At 60.2% G+C, this 15,788-nt stretch carries 13 protein-coding genes; 1 reads left to right on the forward strand and 12 read right to left on the reverse strand.

What is annotated here, in order from left to right; all coding sequences use genetic code 11:
• Positions 1 to 100 precede the first annotated feature (100 nt).
• From EOS_RS35170 to EOS_RS35220, 12 genes are all read right to left on the reverse strand, one after another.
• Entirely contained in the window at positions 101 to 1,333 is a 1,233-nt protein-coding gene (locus EOS_RS35170) for an NlpC/P60 family protein (protein ID WP_047896828.1), read from the reverse strand.
• A gap of 224 nt (positions 1,334 to 1,557) precedes the next feature.
• Positions 1,558 to 3,426 carry a PhoH family protein gene (locus EOS_RS35175; RefSeq protein WP_047896829.1) on the reverse strand — a complete coding sequence of 623 codons (1,869 nt, stop codon included), beginning with the start codon at positions 3,424 to 3,426 and terminating at the stop codon, positions 1,558 to 1,560.
• Positions 3,427 to 3,900: 474 nt separating this feature from the next.
• Positions 3,901 to 4,362, reverse strand: coding sequence for a peroxiredoxin (locus EOS_RS35180; protein WP_047896830.1), 462 nt, complete (start codon positions 4,360 to 4,362; stop codon positions 3,901 to 3,903).
• A gap of 153 nt (positions 4,363 to 4,515) precedes the next feature.
• Positions 4,516 to 5,412 (reverse strand): polysaccharide deacetylase family protein, encoded by an 897-nt coding sequence (locus tag EOS_RS35185; protein WP_047896831.1) that lies wholly within the window; start codon positions 5,410 to 5,412, stop codon positions 4,516 to 4,518.
• A gap of 9 nt (positions 5,413 to 5,421) precedes the next feature.
• A complete protein-coding gene (locus EOS_RS35190) occupies positions 5,422 to 6,471 on the reverse strand; it encodes a bifunctional UDP-4-keto-pentose/UDP-xylose synthase (RefSeq protein ID WP_053064141.1) in 1,050 nt (349 codons plus the stop codon).
• The gene (locus tag EOS_RS35195; protein WP_047896832.1) at positions 6,468 to 7,478 is read right to left on the reverse strand and encodes a formyltransferase; all 1,011 of its coding nucleotides are present in this window, start codon (positions 7,476 to 7,478) and stop codon (positions 6,468 to 6,470) included. The genes EOS_RS35190 and EOS_RS35195 overlap by 4 nt, the downstream gene beginning before the upstream one ends.
• A 7-nt stretch (positions 7,479 to 7,485) precedes the next feature.
• On the reverse strand, positions 7,486 to 8,514 hold the full coding sequence (locus EOS_RS35200; protein WP_047896833.1) for a glycosyltransferase: 1,029 nt from the start codon (positions 8,512 to 8,514) through the stop codon (positions 7,486 to 7,488).
• Between the two features lie 102 nt (positions 8,515 to 8,616).
• Positions 8,617 to 9,780, reverse strand: a complete 1,164-nt coding sequence (locus EOS_RS35205) for a DegT/DnrJ/EryC1/StrS family aminotransferase (RefSeq protein WP_047896834.1) — start codon at positions 9,778 to 9,780, stop codon at positions 8,617 to 8,619.
• A gap of 105 nt (positions 9,781 to 9,885) precedes the next feature.
• Entirely contained in the window at positions 9,886 to 10,257 is a 372-nt protein-coding gene (locus EOS_RS35210) for an SMR family transporter (protein WP_047896835.1), read from the reverse strand.
• 117 nt (positions 10,258 to 10,374) lie between these two features.
• Positions 10,375 to 12,048 carry a glycosyltransferase family 39 protein gene (locus tag EOS_RS35215; RefSeq protein ID WP_047896836.1) on the reverse strand — a complete coding sequence of 558 codons (1,674 nt, stop codon included), beginning with the start codon at positions 12,046 to 12,048 and terminating at the stop codon, positions 10,375 to 10,377.
• A 226-nt stretch (positions 12,049 to 12,274) separates the two neighbouring features.
• A complete protein-coding gene (locus EOS_RS47285; protein WP_160312561.1) occupies positions 12,275 to 12,424 on the reverse strand; it encodes a hypothetical protein in 150 nt (49 codons plus the stop codon).
• The gene (locus EOS_RS35220) at positions 12,421 to 12,795 is read right to left on the reverse strand and encodes an Mth938-like domain-containing protein (protein ID WP_047896837.1); all 375 of its coding nucleotides are present in this window, start codon (positions 12,793 to 12,795) and stop codon (positions 12,421 to 12,423) included. The genes EOS_RS47285 and EOS_RS35220 overlap by 4 nt, the downstream gene beginning before the upstream one ends.
• A 1,240-nt stretch (positions 12,796 to 14,035) precedes the next feature.
• Here EOS_RS35220 and ltrA point away from each other — a divergent pair.
• Entirely contained in the window at positions 14,036 to 15,736 is a 1,701-nt protein-coding gene (ltrA, locus tag EOS_RS35225; protein WP_047896838.1) for a group II intron reverse transcriptase/maturase, read from the forward strand.
• The last annotated feature ends 52 nt before the right edge of the window (positions 15,737 to 15,788 follow it).

Below are 15,788 nucleotides of genomic sequence, written 5' to 3' on the forward strand. Positions count from 1 at the left end.
TTCGTTGATGCGTGGAATCGTTATCGAGACACGATAGCAGACGCTGCCGGGGTATGTACGGTTCGGGAATAGGGCTGAAAGAAGCGGCTTGAGCGACGGCTCAGTAGCTGCCGTTAGCGAACTTCGCGATGGGGTCGTCGGTCGCAGCGGGACGCGCGGGCACGAACGAATTCGTCGATGCGCGCATCACGTGGACGGCGGAGTCCGATGCAGGAATACGGCCAACCGATGACGGTTGTTGCTCTTGCACCGAGCGCGCCTGCTGGGCCGCCAGCCGGGCCGTGGGCGGAGGGGGTTCGAATGCATCGGCGGCGGCTGCGATCGGATCGGGGGAATTCGATGCCGCGGCGACCGCGTTCGATTCAGCCTGCGACTCGCGTGACGGCGACATCGCGTTTGCTGCCTGCGATTGACGCTGCGCCGCGGAAAGCGAAGGCGGTGGTGGTTCGAACGGATCGGAACCGGATCGGGCTGCAGCGATGGTCGGCGATACAGCGCCCACCGATTGCGCCTGGCGCTGCGCGGCGGACAACGCGGGCGGCGGCGGTTCGAACTGATCGGTGGCGGTATGGTATGAACCTGCCGCGGCCGTCGTAGTTGCGATCGACTGAGAATCCGCAGCCGGCCGTTGTGCAGCAGCTATAACGGGTGGCGGTTCATAACGACCCACAACCGTAGCTTTGCTGCTCGACGCCGCAACCTGTGCCCCCTGCGAACGGCCCGATGCGCTATCGGCTGGCACGGGGACAGGCGACGCCAGATACGTCGGGGTATCGAATGGTGTGGGCGCGGATTTCGCCGGCGCGACGCGTCTGATGCCATCGAAACGCTTGGCCCAATACGGGTTCGTGAGGTAATCAAGCCGTACGGTTCCGCCTGTCGACGGTGCGTTCACGAATCGCAGTTTGCCCACATAAATCCCGACGTGCGAATGCGGCCGGCCCGTCGTGTTGAAGAAAATCAGGTCGCCGGGCGCGACTTCATCCGGTTCAATTGATTCGCCACGCCCGCTCATGTCGGCGGTCGTGCGGGGCAGGTTCACTGCGGCTGCCCGATCCACGACATATCGCACGAGCCCGCTGCAATCGAAACCCGCCTCGGGCGTGTTCCCGCCCCAACGATACGGCACACCGACCAACGACATCGCCTGGATGGAAATTTCCTCGCGTCCGACGCTGTGATCGACAAAATTCGGGAAACCTGACGGCGTAGCGAAGGTGCGGTTTGAAGCGGTAGTGCTCAATGTGGCCGGTGCGCGCGACACCAGCGTCGGCGCGCTGGAGCACGCGGCAACGAGGAGGGTGAGAAGCAGCAGTGGCCAGAGTCGACGCATTCGGGAGGGCGAGCCGAGGGTGAACATGAGCGCTCGCCGTGATGGCGGTGTCGCGATACTAGCCCGTCAGCCGGGGCTGCGGCAAGTTTTCTTGATAAGTCACTTGAGGTTTACGCTGTAAGTGTTGCTTCGGCGGGACGTGTTTTTTGCTCAAAACCCGATGAAAAGACATAAAAAAGCCCGGCAAGCGATGCTTGCCGGGCTTTCAAAACGTGTCAGGAAACTTAAAGAATTTCGGACGCGTAATCCGCCAGTCGCGACCGTTCACCACGTGCGAGCGTCACGTGACCGCTATGCGTCCAGCCCTTGAAGCGGTCGACCACGTACGTCAGCCCCGAACTGCCTTCCGTCAGATAAGGCGTGTCGATCTGCGCGATATTGCCCAGACACACGATCTTCGTGCCCGGACCGGCGCGCGTGACGAGCGTTTTCATCTGCTTGGGCGTCAGGTTTTGCGCTTCATCGATGATCACGTACTTGTCGACGAACGTCCGGCCGCGCATGAAGTTCATGCTCTTCACCTTCAGGCGCGAACGGATCAGTTCCTGAGTCGCAGCACGGCCCCATTCGCCGGCGGCGTCGTCGGTTTTTTGCAGGACTTCGAGGTTGTCGTCGAATGCGCCCATCCACGGCTGCATCTTTTCCTCTTCCGTACCCGGCAAGAAGCCGATGTCTTCGCCCACGGGAACCGTCGCACGCGTCACGATGATCTCGTTGTAGCGTTTGTCGTCGAGCACCTGCGCGAGGCCGGCGGCCAGCGCCATCAAGGTCTTGCCCGTACCGGCCTGACCCAGCAGCGTGACGAAATCCACGTCCGGGTTCATCAGCAGGTTCAAAGCAAAATTCTGCTCACGATTACGCGACGTGATGCCCCACACATTGTTCTTGTGGTGGCTGTAATCGCGCAGCGTTTGCAGCAGCGCTGTCTTGCCGTTCAGCTCGCGCACGATGCCGTAGAACGACGGTTCGCCATTCTGCGGTTCGAAATAAACGAACTCGTTCACGAGCATGGACGCGCATTGCGGACCGGTCACTCGGTAATACGTCGTGCCAGTCTTGGTGTCCTGCCAGCTCTCCATGCCCTTTGCGTGCTTCGTCCAGAAGTCCGAAGGTAGCGCACGCACGCCGGAGTAGAGCAGGTCCTTGTCTTCCAGCACCTGGTCGTTGAAATAATCTTCAGCCGGCAGGCCCAGCGCGTGAGCCTTGATGCGCATGTTGATGTCTTTCGACACCAGCACGACCTGACGATCCGTGCGCTCTTTCTGCAGCGCGCGCACCACACCGAGAATCTGGTTGTCGGCCTTGCCGACCGGCAGACCTTCAACCGGCTCAATGTCCGTGAGCGTGGTCTGGAAATACAGGCGGCCGGTTGCATCGCGATTGCCCAGCGCGGACAACGGCAATCCCGCCGCCATCTCGCCGACGTGCGCCACCAGCGCATCCAGCGTGCGGCTGACCTGACGCGCATTGCGCGCCACTTCCGACATGCCCTTCTTGTGGTTATCGAGTTCCTCGAGCGTCATCATTGGCAGATAGACGTCGTGTTCCTCGAAACGGAACAGCGATGACGGATCGTGCATCAGCACATTCGTGTCGAGCACGAACAGCTTGCCGATCTCGTTTTCCGGCTGACCACGCTGGCGACGCTTCTGCTGACCACGCGGCTGAACGGCTGTAGCCACGGGCGCGGCAGGCGCTTCGGAGCGAGCGCGTTCACGTGCTTCGACCGGCGCGCGGGCAACGGCGGGCTTTGCGGTTTCGACCTGTTCGGCCGGCGCGGCAGCGGGTTGCAGCAGGGCAGCCGTTTGTTTCGCGCGGCGGGTGCGCGCGGCAGGCGCTGCGTCAGAGGCTTCTACCGCCGAGCCTTTTGCCGCGTTCGCGAGCGTTTCGCTGGCGATGGCGCGCAACGTATTGGCGGTGTTCGCGGCCGCAGGCCGCGAAGCGCCGACGCTCGCGCCGAAATCGGTTTCTGTATCAACCAGATCGCCATCGCTTGCCTGCTTTTTCGATGATCGGGCAGGCCGGGCTTTGGCTTTGTATTCTTCAGACGGCAGGAGGTTGCCGAGCTTGACGGGTGCAGTAGGCAAAGGCATGGTTTCCCTCGAAAGGATTCGGATCGTATGTCGTGCGTCGCCTGTCGCATCCTGCGGGGTCGACTTTCGGGCCTTCATGCCAGAAGGGTGGACGTCGATGCAGTTTGCGCCCGGAGACGCGCTTCGGTTTCGAAAACGCCGGTTCGCCTAGATTTCGATCGGCTCCTTGGAAGTTGCGTCCTGAAGATGAAATGGAGGATGAAACGCACGGACGGCGCGGGACGCCCAAGGCGCACACGCTGCGGGTAAGGGAGCGTCCGCAAACAAAAAAGCCGCCGTCCCGGACGATGGGACCAGCGGCTCTACAGCGCCTGCTTCAACACGCCTTTCAACTTCCACCACGTCCCTGGATTCCAGACGTGGCGTGTAGCGGGTACCCGTGCCGGTCGCGGGGGAAACCGCGAAACACCGGACGCTACGTAAAGAGAAATGGAGGGAGGGGCAAGCGCTCATTGCGAATCAATATAACGTGCCTCAAAGCGCTTGTACAGCTTCCACAATCTGCTCTACGTGACCTGGAACCTTTACGCCACGGAACTCCCGGCGAAGCACGCCTTTAGCGTCCAGCAGGAAAGTCGAACGCTCGATTCCGCGTACTTCCTTGCCATACATTTTCTTCATTTTGATGACGCCGAACAGCGAGCAGATGGCTTCGTCGGAATCGGATACCAGCGTGTACGGCAGTTCCAGCTTGGCCTTGAAGTTATCGTGCGACTTCACGCTGTCTCGCGAGATGCCGACGACTTCAGCGCCCGCGGCCTTGAATTGCTCATAGAGATCGCGGAACTGCAGGCTTTCGGTCGTGCAGCCCGGCGTGTTGTCTTTCGGATAAAAAAACAGCACGACTTTCTTGCCTCGCAGAGTCGACAGCGAAAAATCGCCACCGGTTGCAGGCGCGGTGAAATCGGGAACGGGTTGATCGACAGCGATCGGCACGAAGTTTCTCCTATTTTTATCGGTAGGCGCGTGCCCATGCGCCGGTTTCCAGCGAACGAGCACGTTGGAACGGTAGTGCGGATCCGGGAAAGGCTGCGGCCGTCCGGCCGAGCCTGAAACAGATGTCAGGCGCGAAAACAGGCGCAAGCAGCGTCAGTCCGGCTGGAGTATCAGTTCGCCCGCGCGACCTGGAATCTCGCCCCACGCGACAGGGTACGTGGGCAGCGTCGCGCGGTCCAGCGTCGCATGATAGTCGCCCATCGTGCAGAAACTGTGACCTTGCGCGCTCCAGCCTGCCAGCAATTGCTCGAACACGGTGGCCAGTTTTTGTCCTTCCAGTTCGGCGTGCAGCGTAAAGACCTGATCGTGCGCGTGCTTCGACGTGAGGCCCAGCAAATGCGCGGCCACATTGCCGACATCGACGCCATCCACACCGAGGATTTCATCCAGCGTGGGCAGCGTGGTCGGCATCTGGACGTGATTCAGCATCCGGCCGTCGAGCACGGGAATGTAGGGCGTGTGGCCACGCCCGTCCGATGCATATTTCATGCCCCAGGCATCGATCTGCTCGAAAGCGTGGCCGTTCATCTGCCAGCCCGCAGCACCGTGCGTGACCGGTGGCGTGCCGAAGATTTCGACGAAACGCGCGTGGCTGCGCTGCATTTGCGCGGCGGTCCACTCACGGTTGCCGGCACGCACGTTGTCCTGCCAGTACACGTGATCCCACGTATGAATGCCGCACTCGAAGCCCGCTTCATGGATCGCGCGCATTTCGGCGACGGCACGACGGCCGATATCCGGTCCCGGCAGAAGGACGCCGTACATCAGCGTCTTGATGCCGTAATGCTCGACCACCGACGTCCGCGACACTTTCTTGAGAAACCCCGGGCGAAACACGCGGCGTAACGCCCAGCCGGTGTGATCGGGTCCGAGACTGAACAAGAACGTTGCACGGGCGTGATATTTGTCGAGCAGGCGCGCGAGATTCGGCACGCCTTCACGCGTGCCGCGCAGGGTGTCGACGTCGATTTTCAGAACGATCCGAGCCACGCGCCGCCCTTAAGCCTGATCTTCGACGAGGCGCCGCGCCGTGCCCACGTCGCCGCGATACGCTTCGAAAATCTTGCGCAGCGCGTCGTCCATGGTGGCGACCGGTTTCCAGCCGAGCTCCTGAATCGTGTTGTCGATTTTCGGCACCCGGTTCTGCACGTCCTGATAACCCGCGCCGTAGTAGGCGCCTGACGATGTCTCCACGAGCTGCACTGACTTCGCGCTTTCGGCGTACTCGCTGATCTCGTTCGCGAGCTTCAGCATCTTGTTGGCGAGTTCGCGGACCGAGAAGTTATTGCTCGGATTGCCGATGTTATAGATCTTGCCCGTCGCCACGCCGTTCTTGTTTTCGATGATCTTCATCAACGCGCCGATGCCGTCGTCGATGTCCGTGAACGCACGCTTTTGCGCGCCGCCGTCGACCAGACTGATGTTTTCACCGCGCACGATGTGACCCAGGAATTGCGTGACCACACGCGAGCTGCCTTCCTTCGGCGTGTAGATGGAGTCGAGGCCCGGGCCGATCCAGTTGAACGGACGGAACAGCGTGAAGTTCAGGCCTTCCATGCCGTAACCCCAGATCACGCGGTCCATCAACTGCTTTGAACACGCGTAGATCCAGCGCGGCTTGTTGATCGGGCCGTAGCTCAGTTGCGATTCTTCGGGATCGAATTGTTCGTCGGTGCACATGCCGTACACCTCGGACGTGGACGGAAACACGAGGTGTTTGCCGTACTTCACGGCCGAACGCACGATCGGCAAGTTCGCTTCGAAGTCGAGTTCGAAGACGCGCAGCGGCTGCTTCACGTAGGTTGCCGGCGTGGCGATAGCGACCAGTGGCAGGATCACATCGCACTTCTTGATGTGATATTCGACCCACTCTTTGTTGATCGTGATGTCGCCTTCGAAGAAATGCATGCGCTCGTGATTGGCGAGGTCGCCGAGACGGTCGCGTTGCATGTCCATACCGAAGACTTCCCAGTCGGTCGTCTCGAGAATGCGCTTGGAGAGGTGATGGCCAATGAAGCCGTTGACACCCAGGATCAGGACTTTTTTCATGAATGAGGAAGTGATTGAGTGAGTCGGCCGAATTCGGCGGGACTGACGACGCGTTCGCCGCCGGCTGGAGTCTGGCTTTCGTCCACGAACGGCTGCCGCAATTCACGGATGGCGACGACGCGACCGTCGCCGCATACGCCAAACAGCGCATTATCCTTCACGTGCAGCCCAGGGGGCAAATTCGAGACGGCACGCAGGGTGTCCGCGGCGATGCTCGGCAGGCCGTTTTCGGGAACAAGCCGGGCTCGTGCGACGACAAACCGGTGCTGGGCGATGTCCGTAAAAGCCCCCGGATACGGCGGCGCGACGGCACGAATCAGGTTGTAGACCTGCTGCGCAGTGTGTGACCAGTCGATGCGGCCGTCCTCCGGCTTGCGCCCGCCGAAGTAGCTGCCTTTCGTGAGATCGTTCGGCAGATGCGGCGCTTCGCCCGCGATCAACGCCGGCAACACGCGCCACAAGGTTTGCTCGGCGGCGACCGTGGTTTTGTCGAAGACTTGCGCGGCGGTGTCGTCCGGGAGAATGGGCACGGGCGTCTGCGCGAGGATTGCACCGGCGTCAGGCTTGGCAGCCATCTCGTGCAACGTCGCGCCGGTTTCCGTTTCGCCGTTCAGCACGGCCCAATTGGTGGGCACGCGTCCGCGATACTTCGGCAACAGCGAACCGTGCATGTTGTACGCGCCGCGCGTGGCGAGCGCGAGCAGATCGACCGGCAGCATGTGCCGGTAATAGAACGAAAAAATGAAGTCCGGCGCGAGTTCGCTGACTGCTTCATGCAGTTCCGGTGACTTGGGATCGGCGGGCGTGATGACGGTGATGCCATGATCCGCCGCCACTGACTTCACGCTGCCGAACCAGATGTTCTCGTCGGGATTGTCTTCGTGCGTGACAACGAGCGCGACCTCCACGCCGCGCGCGAGCAGCACCTGCAGGCAGCGCACGCCGACATTGTGATACGCGAACACGACTGCACGAGGCTTCGCGCGTGGCTGGATCGCCGGGTTCATAACGACCTCATAGCGGATCGACCTCGCGGGTGATCGCGGCCACCGCTTCCTGACGTGGCATGGTTCGCGCAACCAGGCCGTCGCGTTCTTCCAGGATGGTCTGCACCAGATAACGAGGCCGTGCGCGCACCTGCTGATAGATCCGGCCGATATATTCACCGAGCAGCCCGAGCGCGAAGATGATCACGCCCAGCATGAAGAAGGTGATAGCGAACAGTGTGAACACACCTTCGACTTCCGCGCCGAACATGAAGCGTCTAACCAACAGCAGCAGGAACAGGCCCGCGGATCCCACGGACAGGATCACGCCGATGAACGACAACCACTGCAGCGGCACGACCGAGAATCCGGTCACCAGGTCGAAGTTGAGGCGAATCAGGCTGTACAGCGAATACTTCGATTCGCCGGCGAAACGCTCTTCGTGCGCCACGTCGATTTCAATCGGGTTCTGCGAGAAGGTATAGGCCAGTGCCGGAATGAACGTGTTGATCTCGCCGCAGCGGTTGATGGTGTCAATGATGTGGCGGCTGTAACCGCGCAACATGCAGCCCTGGTCCGTCATCCGGATGCGCGTGATGCGCTCGCGCAGCCGGTTCATCAGCCGCGACGCTTTCTTGCGCCAAAAGCTGTCCTGACGTTGCTGGCGAATCGTGCCGACGTAGTCGTAACCTTCGCGCATCTTCTCGAGCAGCTTGGCGATCTCCTCGGGAGGATTCTGCAAGTCGGCGTCGAGCGTGATGACCATTTCCCCGCGGGATTGTTCGAAGCCGGCGAGGATGGCCATGTGCTGGCCATAGTTGCCGTTCAGCAGGATCACGCGGGTGGTGTCCGGCCGCGCGCGAAACTGCTGGGCGAGCAATGCAGCCGACTTGTCGCGGCTGCCGTCGTTGATGAATATGACTTCATACGTCGCGCCGAGCGCGTCGAGCGCGGGATACAGACGGGAGAAGAGTGCGGCGAGGCCTTCTTCTTCGTTGTATACCGGGACCACGACCGTTAATTCGGGGCCGGTCGGCAGATAATCCGTTTGACTCATGTTGGCGATGGTTCCGCTAGGTGTCCGTGGTGATGAATGTGGTTCTGGTTCTGGTTTTTGCTGCGGGTTCCGCATGTTTGCTTAACGCACCTTTAGTGCGCCTTAAATGGCATGCGCCGCGCAGATTTCATCGACTGCCTGTACGACGCGCGTCACGTCGTCCTGGTTCATCTGCGTGAAGAGCGGCAGGGTGACCGTTGACGCGCCATACTTTTCCGCGTGCGGGAACATGCCTTCGTGAAAACCGCGCCCGCGATACAGCGTGAACAGGTGCAGTGCCGGGTAATGTACGCCCGTGCCAATGCCGCGCTCCTTCATCTGCCCCATGAACTCGGCGCGCGTGAGCGACAGACGCTCCAGCGGCAGCGCGATCTGGAACATGTGCCAGTTGCTGTCGGTGAAGTTCTGGACCGGCAATTGCACACCGGTTCGCACGGCCGCGCCGTTCGCGAAACTCTCAAAGTATGCGCGCGCCAGCTCGCGGCGTTGTTCCGTGAACCGCTCGACGTGCTTGAGTTGGCCGAGACCGACACGGGCGGCGACATCGGTGAGATTGTATTTGCCGCCGAGGAGATCGCAATCCATGCCGTCAAAGCCGGTGCGCGTGATGCCTTGCAGCCGGTACTTTTGCGCGAGCACGGCTTCTTCCTCGTTATTCAGGACGAGCGCGCCGCCTTCTATAGACGTGACGTTCTTGTTAGCATGGAAGCTGAACGAAACGATGTCGCCAAATGCGCCGATCTTCTGGCCGCGCCACGACGACCCAAACGCCTGGGCTGCGTCCTCGATCACCCGCAAGCCGTGTTCGCGCGCGATGCCGTACAGCCGGTCCATGTCCACGGGCAGTCCCGACAAATACACCGGCAGGATTGCCTTGGTGCGCGGCGTGATGGCTTTTTCGAGCAGGTCCAGATCGATATTGCGTGTGACCGGGTCGATATCGGCGAAAACCGGCGTGGCGCCCGTTTCGATGATCACGTTGCTGGTCGAGACCCAGGTCATGGGCGTGGTGATGACTTCGTCGCCTTCGCCCACGCCTGCGATGCGCAAACCGATTTCCATGGTCGCCGTGCCGGAATTGAACGTGCGCACCGGGCGGCCGCCGCAATAGGCGGACAGTTCGGCTTCGAACTGCTGGTTTTGCGGGCCGGTCGTGATCCAGCCTGAACGCAGAACGTCGGCGACGCCCTGAATCGTCTCTTCGTCGATCTCGGAGCGTACGAAAGGCAGAAAGGGAAGCGTTTTAGAAGGCACGTTCTGGGTCATGGAAACTCTGCAAAGGAAAGGAACGGTGAGATCTTTGATACACAGTTTCAGCCGTACTCACGCGCGCTCAGATACTTTTGGGCACGCCCAGGTGGGCTCTGGGCCTCAAGCACGCGTCAGCACGACGACGCCGATCAGGATAATGCCGATGCCCACCAGCCGCTGCAATGACAGGATTTCGCCAAATAAATACCACGCCGCGATCGCGTTCACTACGTAGCCGAGCGAGAGCATGGGGTACGCCACGGAGACGTCGACCCGCGACAACCCCACAATCCAGACCACCACGCTGAACACGTAGCATGCCAATCCGCCGATGATGGGCCATTGCGTCGCGATCTTGAAGCCGATCGGCACGATGTTTGCAGGCGTGAACTCAAAGTGGCCGACGGCATTCACGCCCGCCTTGAGCAGCAACTGGGCGCCAGCGTTCAACATGACGCCGGTGATGATGCAAATGAAGGATATCGGGTTCATCGTGGGCCGTAATAGGGTTTTTTTGCGGAGCGCGGCGAAGCGGTAAGGCTTCGTCGCATCTCTTCCTTCTGTATTCGCTGGCGGGCGGCGCTGCAGTCAGCGCACGGCGCCACTGTTTCAAGGCTGCGGCTTTTCGACAATCACCCTGCGTTCGTCTCGCGCGATGACCTGCATCGGCACGTGCTTCGCCAGCAATTCGTCATACCGGTCGGGCGGTATCAGCGCGAGGCCGTAGCGTTGCGCATCCCAGCGCTGAATCCAGGCGTCGATGGTGGGCACCCACTTCTGGGGCTCCGTCGTGACCCCGAACTTCAGTTCGTCGGGTTCCTGGACCATGATCATGGTGTGGCCGAGATAGAACGGCATGGTGTGATCGAGCTTGGCGACCGAGTAGAACGGCGTGTCGGCCGGCAATCTCGCCATGGCCGCCTTTACTGCCGGCACCATCCGCACGCCCGAGCTTTCGCGGCCGAATACGTCGTGACCCGTGCCGGCGATGGTACCCATTAGCAACCACGCCGTTCCCAGCAGCACGACGCCGCCGATCGAACTGCGCCGGTTCACCCAGATGGCGGCAAGCGTCACCACGAAGGCCACGGCGAGCGCCGCGTACACCCAGACCTGAAATTCCCGGTACAGCACGTTAGGCGTGTGACCGCTGCCCATCCGGCCCAAAAAGATCGCGCCAAAAGCTGCCACAACGAGAAACACCGCATATCCGCTGAGATGCCGGTGCCATTGCGCGCGCGTGAGCAACGGCAGGTAGATGGCGATCAGCAACGCAATGGCGGGTGCGATCGGCAGCGTGTACGACAGCAGTTTCGAATGCGACGCGCTGAAGAACAAGAAGATAAACACCGACCAGACGATGAGCAGCATGACCGGCGCGAAGCCGTTCGGCTGGCGCGGCACCTTCAGCGCATGCCGGACGCTCTGGAACACCACCGAGAGCCAGGGCAGGAATCCGACGATCAGCACCGGTATAAAGTAGTAGAATGGCCCCGGACGGTTTTGCTCAGGGGTCAGATACCGCTGGAACTGCTGAACGATGAAAAAGAAGTTCAGAAACTCGGGATTCTTCATCTGGACCAGCACGAACCACGGCGCGGCGATCACCAGGAACAGGATCAGCCCACTGCCGATATAAAGACGCCGCCAGAGCGCCCAGTCACGCGCAATCAGCGTGTACAGCACTAGCACCGCGCCAGGCAGGATCAGCCCGACCAGCCCCTTCGACAACAGCGCGAGCGCCATGCCGGCCCAGCAGAGCCACATCCAGAGCCGGACCTGGTTCGCCGGCAGATTCGGCCGCTGCGCCAGCAGCAAGCTGCACAGCGTGAGTTGCATCCAGAACGAGAGACCCATGTCGAGCGTATCGAAATGGGCCATCAGGTTCCAGTACGGCGAAGTCGCGAGCACGACGGCCGCGCAAAATCCCGTTACACCATTGAACACCCGCGCGCCGGTGTAACCGATCAGCAGCACGCCGGCAAAGCCCGTCAAGGCCGTATAAAGGCGCGCTTGCCATTCGCCGATGCCGAACCACGCGAACGTCAGTGCGTTCGCCCAGGTTTGCAGCGGGGGTTTTTCGAAATACTTGTAGCCGTTGTAACGCGGCGTGATCCAGTCGCCGGTCACGAACATTTCGCGTGCCATTTCGGCGTAGCGGCCTTCGTCGCTTGGGACGAGATGGCGCAGGCCCAGCGGCGCGAACCAGATGACGGCGAGTGCCGCGATCAGCAATAGAAGCGAGAGGCGGGTGAGCGGTAGCCGGGAAGGCGTATCGTTCATGAGAGTCGACCTGTCCGATGCCGCTTGCGCGGCGGTAGCACAAAATAAAGGGGGCTCGAGTTTGGCGCACTGAGGCTTAAGGCCGGCTTACGCCAGGCATTTGGCCGCGCACGCGTTTTACCGGTCAGTCCGTGCAGGTTCCGCTGCTTCGACGAAGCGTACAAGTCGGCCAAACGGCCAGTACCTTGTGCGGATCGCCGCGCGGCGGGCATTGCAGGCGTGCGCGTCACTCAGTGTCCAGCGTAAAACAGGCGTCGCGAATGCCAATGCTGACGCCGGGCGGCAGTTTATCGCACTGGCGCGTCGAATCCGCGCCCGCGCGTTGCTTCGCCGTCTGCGTCAGCAAGGCCAATTGCAGCCGGGCCGCCTGAATCACGCTTCGATCAGCAGCGCAGCCGCGACCCGACGGCCTTCCGACATGAGAATGTTGTAAGTACGGCACGCGGCGCCGAAGTCCATCGTTTCCACGCCGATGCGTTGCTGGGAGAGCTTGGCGATGAGCCGTGGATGCGGAAAACGCAGGCGCGCGCCGCTGCCGAACACGACGACTTCAGGCGCGATCTCGATGAGCGCGTCGAAATCTTCCGGCGTCAGCGCCTCGAACGACGACACGGGCCACGCGATCACCGGCGCCTCCGGCATCACGATGATGCTGCCTTCATGGCGTTGCAGATTGATTGCGACGTAGTCGGCGCCGTAACTCGTGATGGTATTGAGCGCGCCGCTGGCTTCCTGATGTAATTTCAAATCGTTATTCCGACAGGCGGGTTGATGGCTGGAGGTGACTGCGCGAAGGCCTGTAACAGAGGGACAGCCTTGGGGCTTCACGATGCAGGTTCATCGGCTCGCCCGGGCACCTCGATTGAAACCTAAGTGCACGCGGCCACCGGTGGCGCATTGCGAAAGTCACGGATAATCCGCTAAATTATAACTTTTCGTGCGACACGCACGCTCGTGTCCGTTAGCCCACGTCACGGGCATCGACCTGTCGGTATCAGTTGGGGGTTCGTTCCCGACTGCGCTGCCGACCATTTGTTGGCACCTTGAGGCCAACGCTTTGTAGTGAAGCGAAACCCAGTAGGGCATTTTAGGGTTTCGCCACAGGCGATTCTCTGTATGCCGTCCGTACCGGGAATCGCATTGTAATTGCCTGACTACCGTCAGGTACCGCCCTGTCAGCGGCTTCACCTCCGCCGACAAGGCGGAGTGATGTTTGCAAGTCCCGCGCGTCAAGCAACGGATTCGCTACGCGATACGAGCGAAAGCTCGGTGTGTCATGGTTCGGCTCGTTTCCGCACGTTGGGGACGGGTAGTGAACCTGCTATACGACTAGCAGTAGCCTAGGAAGACATGCGTCACTGGTAACGGTGGGGTTTGAAGCTCTTCTGACAACGTAGCCCCCGGACGTTCGGGCGGATGGGTGCCGCGAGGTGCTCAGCCGGAGACTCCTAGCAGTGAGGGGGTCGAGGAGCAAGGCTGATTGGTAAGGTTAATGTAAGTGAACTGCTGATAAACCTCGTTAATAATGCGGTGCCTAAGCTGCTGAGTGGCATTTACCAAACGGTGCGCGGTCGGACAATCCGTTGAAAGGTCGGATTGCGTCGTCATCAGACCGCCGGGGAATAGGCAGAACCTAAGCCAGTCGTGTGACATGCCGGGAACGTGGTAAGCCCGTATGGTTGCCAGTGCGGTTTGACTGGCAGGCGGACCGTAAGGAACGCTGTTGATTGTGCGGGTATGGGAGGACGGAAAAAGCGAACGTCGGGCTGTAATGGTCCGGATAGGAGTTGAGACATTACTCCACGCGAAAGCGGGCAGACTTCCGTCTGGTCTACCGTCGCAAGACGGCTGACTACCCTCTGTGTCTTGGTCAGGTACGGGTGCATGCGCCCGTACTGAGGTGTTTGTTGTTCCCCATCGGGGTGTATCTACCCCGATGGGGGAGATGCGCCTTCTGCTCGGGGACTTTTCCAAGTAGGAGAGCAGCATGAAAGTATCTAGTCGGAAGACTGGGTCTGCGCTTTCCCACGCGCCGGATGACTGGTACGCCGTAGATTGGCGTCGGGTTGAACGGAACGTGAGAGGGATGCAGATTCGAATTGCGAAGGCGACGCGGGAAGGCAAATGGCGCAGGGTGAAAGCCTTGCAACGGATGTTGACCCGCACGTTGTCCGCCAAGTTGCATGCGGTACGACGTGTTACGCAGAACCAGGGTGCGCGAACGGCTGGAGTCGATCGTGAACTATGGGATTCGCCTGAAAGTCGACGGATTGCTGTCGATCGGTTGAAGCGGCGTGGATACAGGCCTCTGCCTTTAAGGAGGGTCTTTATCCCCAAGGCCAATGGGAAGGAGCGCCCTCTGGGCATTCCGACCATGCATGACAGAGCGATGCAAGCTCTGTATTTGCTGGCCTTGGAGCCCGTGGCGGAGTCCACGAGCGACCCGAACTCATATGGGTTCAGGAGTCATCGCTCGACGGCCGATGCCATGTCTCAGCTATTCAAATCATTGCATGACAAGGGCTCGGCTTCTTGGGTGCTGGAGGCGGATATCAAGGGTTGCTTTGATCACATCGATCATGATTGGCTGGAGCGCAATGTCCCAATGGACACGGCGATTCTCCGAAAGTGGTTGACGGCTGGCCTGATATATCAAGGTCAGCTGCAGGCGACGGAGGCCGGTACGCCACAGGGGGGCATCATTTCCCCGACATTGGCCAACGTGACGTTGAACGGGCTAGAGCGAGAACTGATGGCGCACCTCGGTGCGAAATTTGGAACCGCGAAGGCCAAGAAGCTGAAGGTTCATGTGGTGCGGTACGCGGACGATTTCGTCATCACCGGCGACTCGCAAGAGGTGCTAGTCAACGAAGTCCGACCTTGGATAGAAAACTTCCTCGCGGTTCGAGGCTTGCAACTATCTGAGGAGAAAACGCGGATCACTCACATTGATCAAGGCTTTGATTTCCTTGGGTGGAATTTCCGGAAGTACTCGGAAAAGCTGCTCATCAAGCCGAGCAAGAAAAACGCACAAGCGTTCTATCGCAAGGTGGCGGAAACGATCAGCGGTAACAAGACGGTAAAGCAGGAGGATCTGATCCGCCTGTTGAATCCGATGCTTCGGGGCTGGGCGCAGTACCACAGTCCCGTGGTAGCCAAGCAGGCGTACAGCCGCATGGAGTATCTGGTTTTCCGGAGGCTCTGGTGGTGGTCGAAGAGGCGGCACCCGCAAAAGAACGCGAGCTGGGTGAAGACGAAATATTTTCACTCTGTTCGTAACCGACAGTGGGTGTTTGCTGCTCCTGTAGTTTGGAAAGATGGTGATAAGGGGTTGTTTGAGCTGTACCAAATCAGCGGTACAGTCATCAAACGACACACGAAGCTCAAGGGGGATTTCAATCCTTTTGATCCCAAGTGGGAGCAGTACGGCGAGAAATTGCGGCAGGATCGCATGTGGGAGTCGATGCGCTATCGTAAGCAGTGGGCGACGCTGTACATGTCACAGGGTGGATTGTGTGCACACTGTGGCACCGGTCTGACGGACGAAACGGGTTGGCACGACCATCATCTGGAATATCGGATGCATGGTGGTAAAGACACGTTGTCCAACAGAGTTTTGCTTCACCCGCATTGCCACCAGCAAGTGCACGCTGGCAAACTTGTTGTAACGAAGCCGGTCCTGTATTAGGTAGGGCTTTGAATGTAGGCTTGAGCTGTATGCGGGGAAACTCGCACGTACA

Source organism: Caballeronia mineralivorans PML1(12), assembly GCF_001028175.1.
Lineage (GTDB): Bacteria > Pseudomonadota > Gammaproteobacteria > Burkholderiales > Burkholderiaceae > Caballeronia > Caballeronia mineralivorans.

Bases quoted from the DNA above. Each gene is read 5' to 3' on its own strand.
- EOS_RS35170 (WP_047896828.1), bottom strand. From the start codon at position 1,333: ATGCGTCGACTCTGGCCACTGCTGCTTCTCACCCTCCTCGTTGCCGCG.
- EOS_RS35175 (WP_047896829.1), bottom strand. From the start codon at position 3,426: ATGCCTTTGCCTACTGCACCCGTCAAGCTCGGCAACCTCCTGCCGTCT.
- EOS_RS35190 (WP_053064141.1), bottom strand. From the start codon at position 6,471: ATGAAAAAAGTCCTGATCCTGGGTGTCAACGGCTTCATTGGCCATCAC.
- EOS_RS35195 (WP_047896832.1), bottom strand. From the start codon at position 7,478: ATGAACCCGGCGATCCAGCCACGCGCGAAGCCTCGTGCAGTCGTGTTC.
- EOS_RS35200 (WP_047896833.1), bottom strand. From the start codon at position 8,514: ATGAGTCAAACGGATTATCTGCCGACCGGCCCCGAATTAACGGTCGTG.
- EOS_RS35205 (WP_047896834.1), bottom strand. From the start codon at position 9,780: ATGACCCAGAACGTGCCTTCTAAAACGCTTCCCTTTCTGCCTTTCGTA.
- EOS_RS35210 (WP_047896835.1), bottom strand. From the start codon at position 10,257: ATGAACCCGATATCCTTCATTTGCATCATCACCGGCGTCATGTTGAAC.
- EOS_RS35215 (WP_047896836.1), bottom strand. From the start codon at position 12,048: ATGAACGATACGCCTTCCCGGCTACCGCTCACCCGCCTCTCGCTTCTA.
- ltrA (WP_047896838.1), top strand. From the start codon at position 14,036: ATGAAAGTATCTAGTCGGAAGACTGGGTCTGCGCTTTCCCACGCGCCG.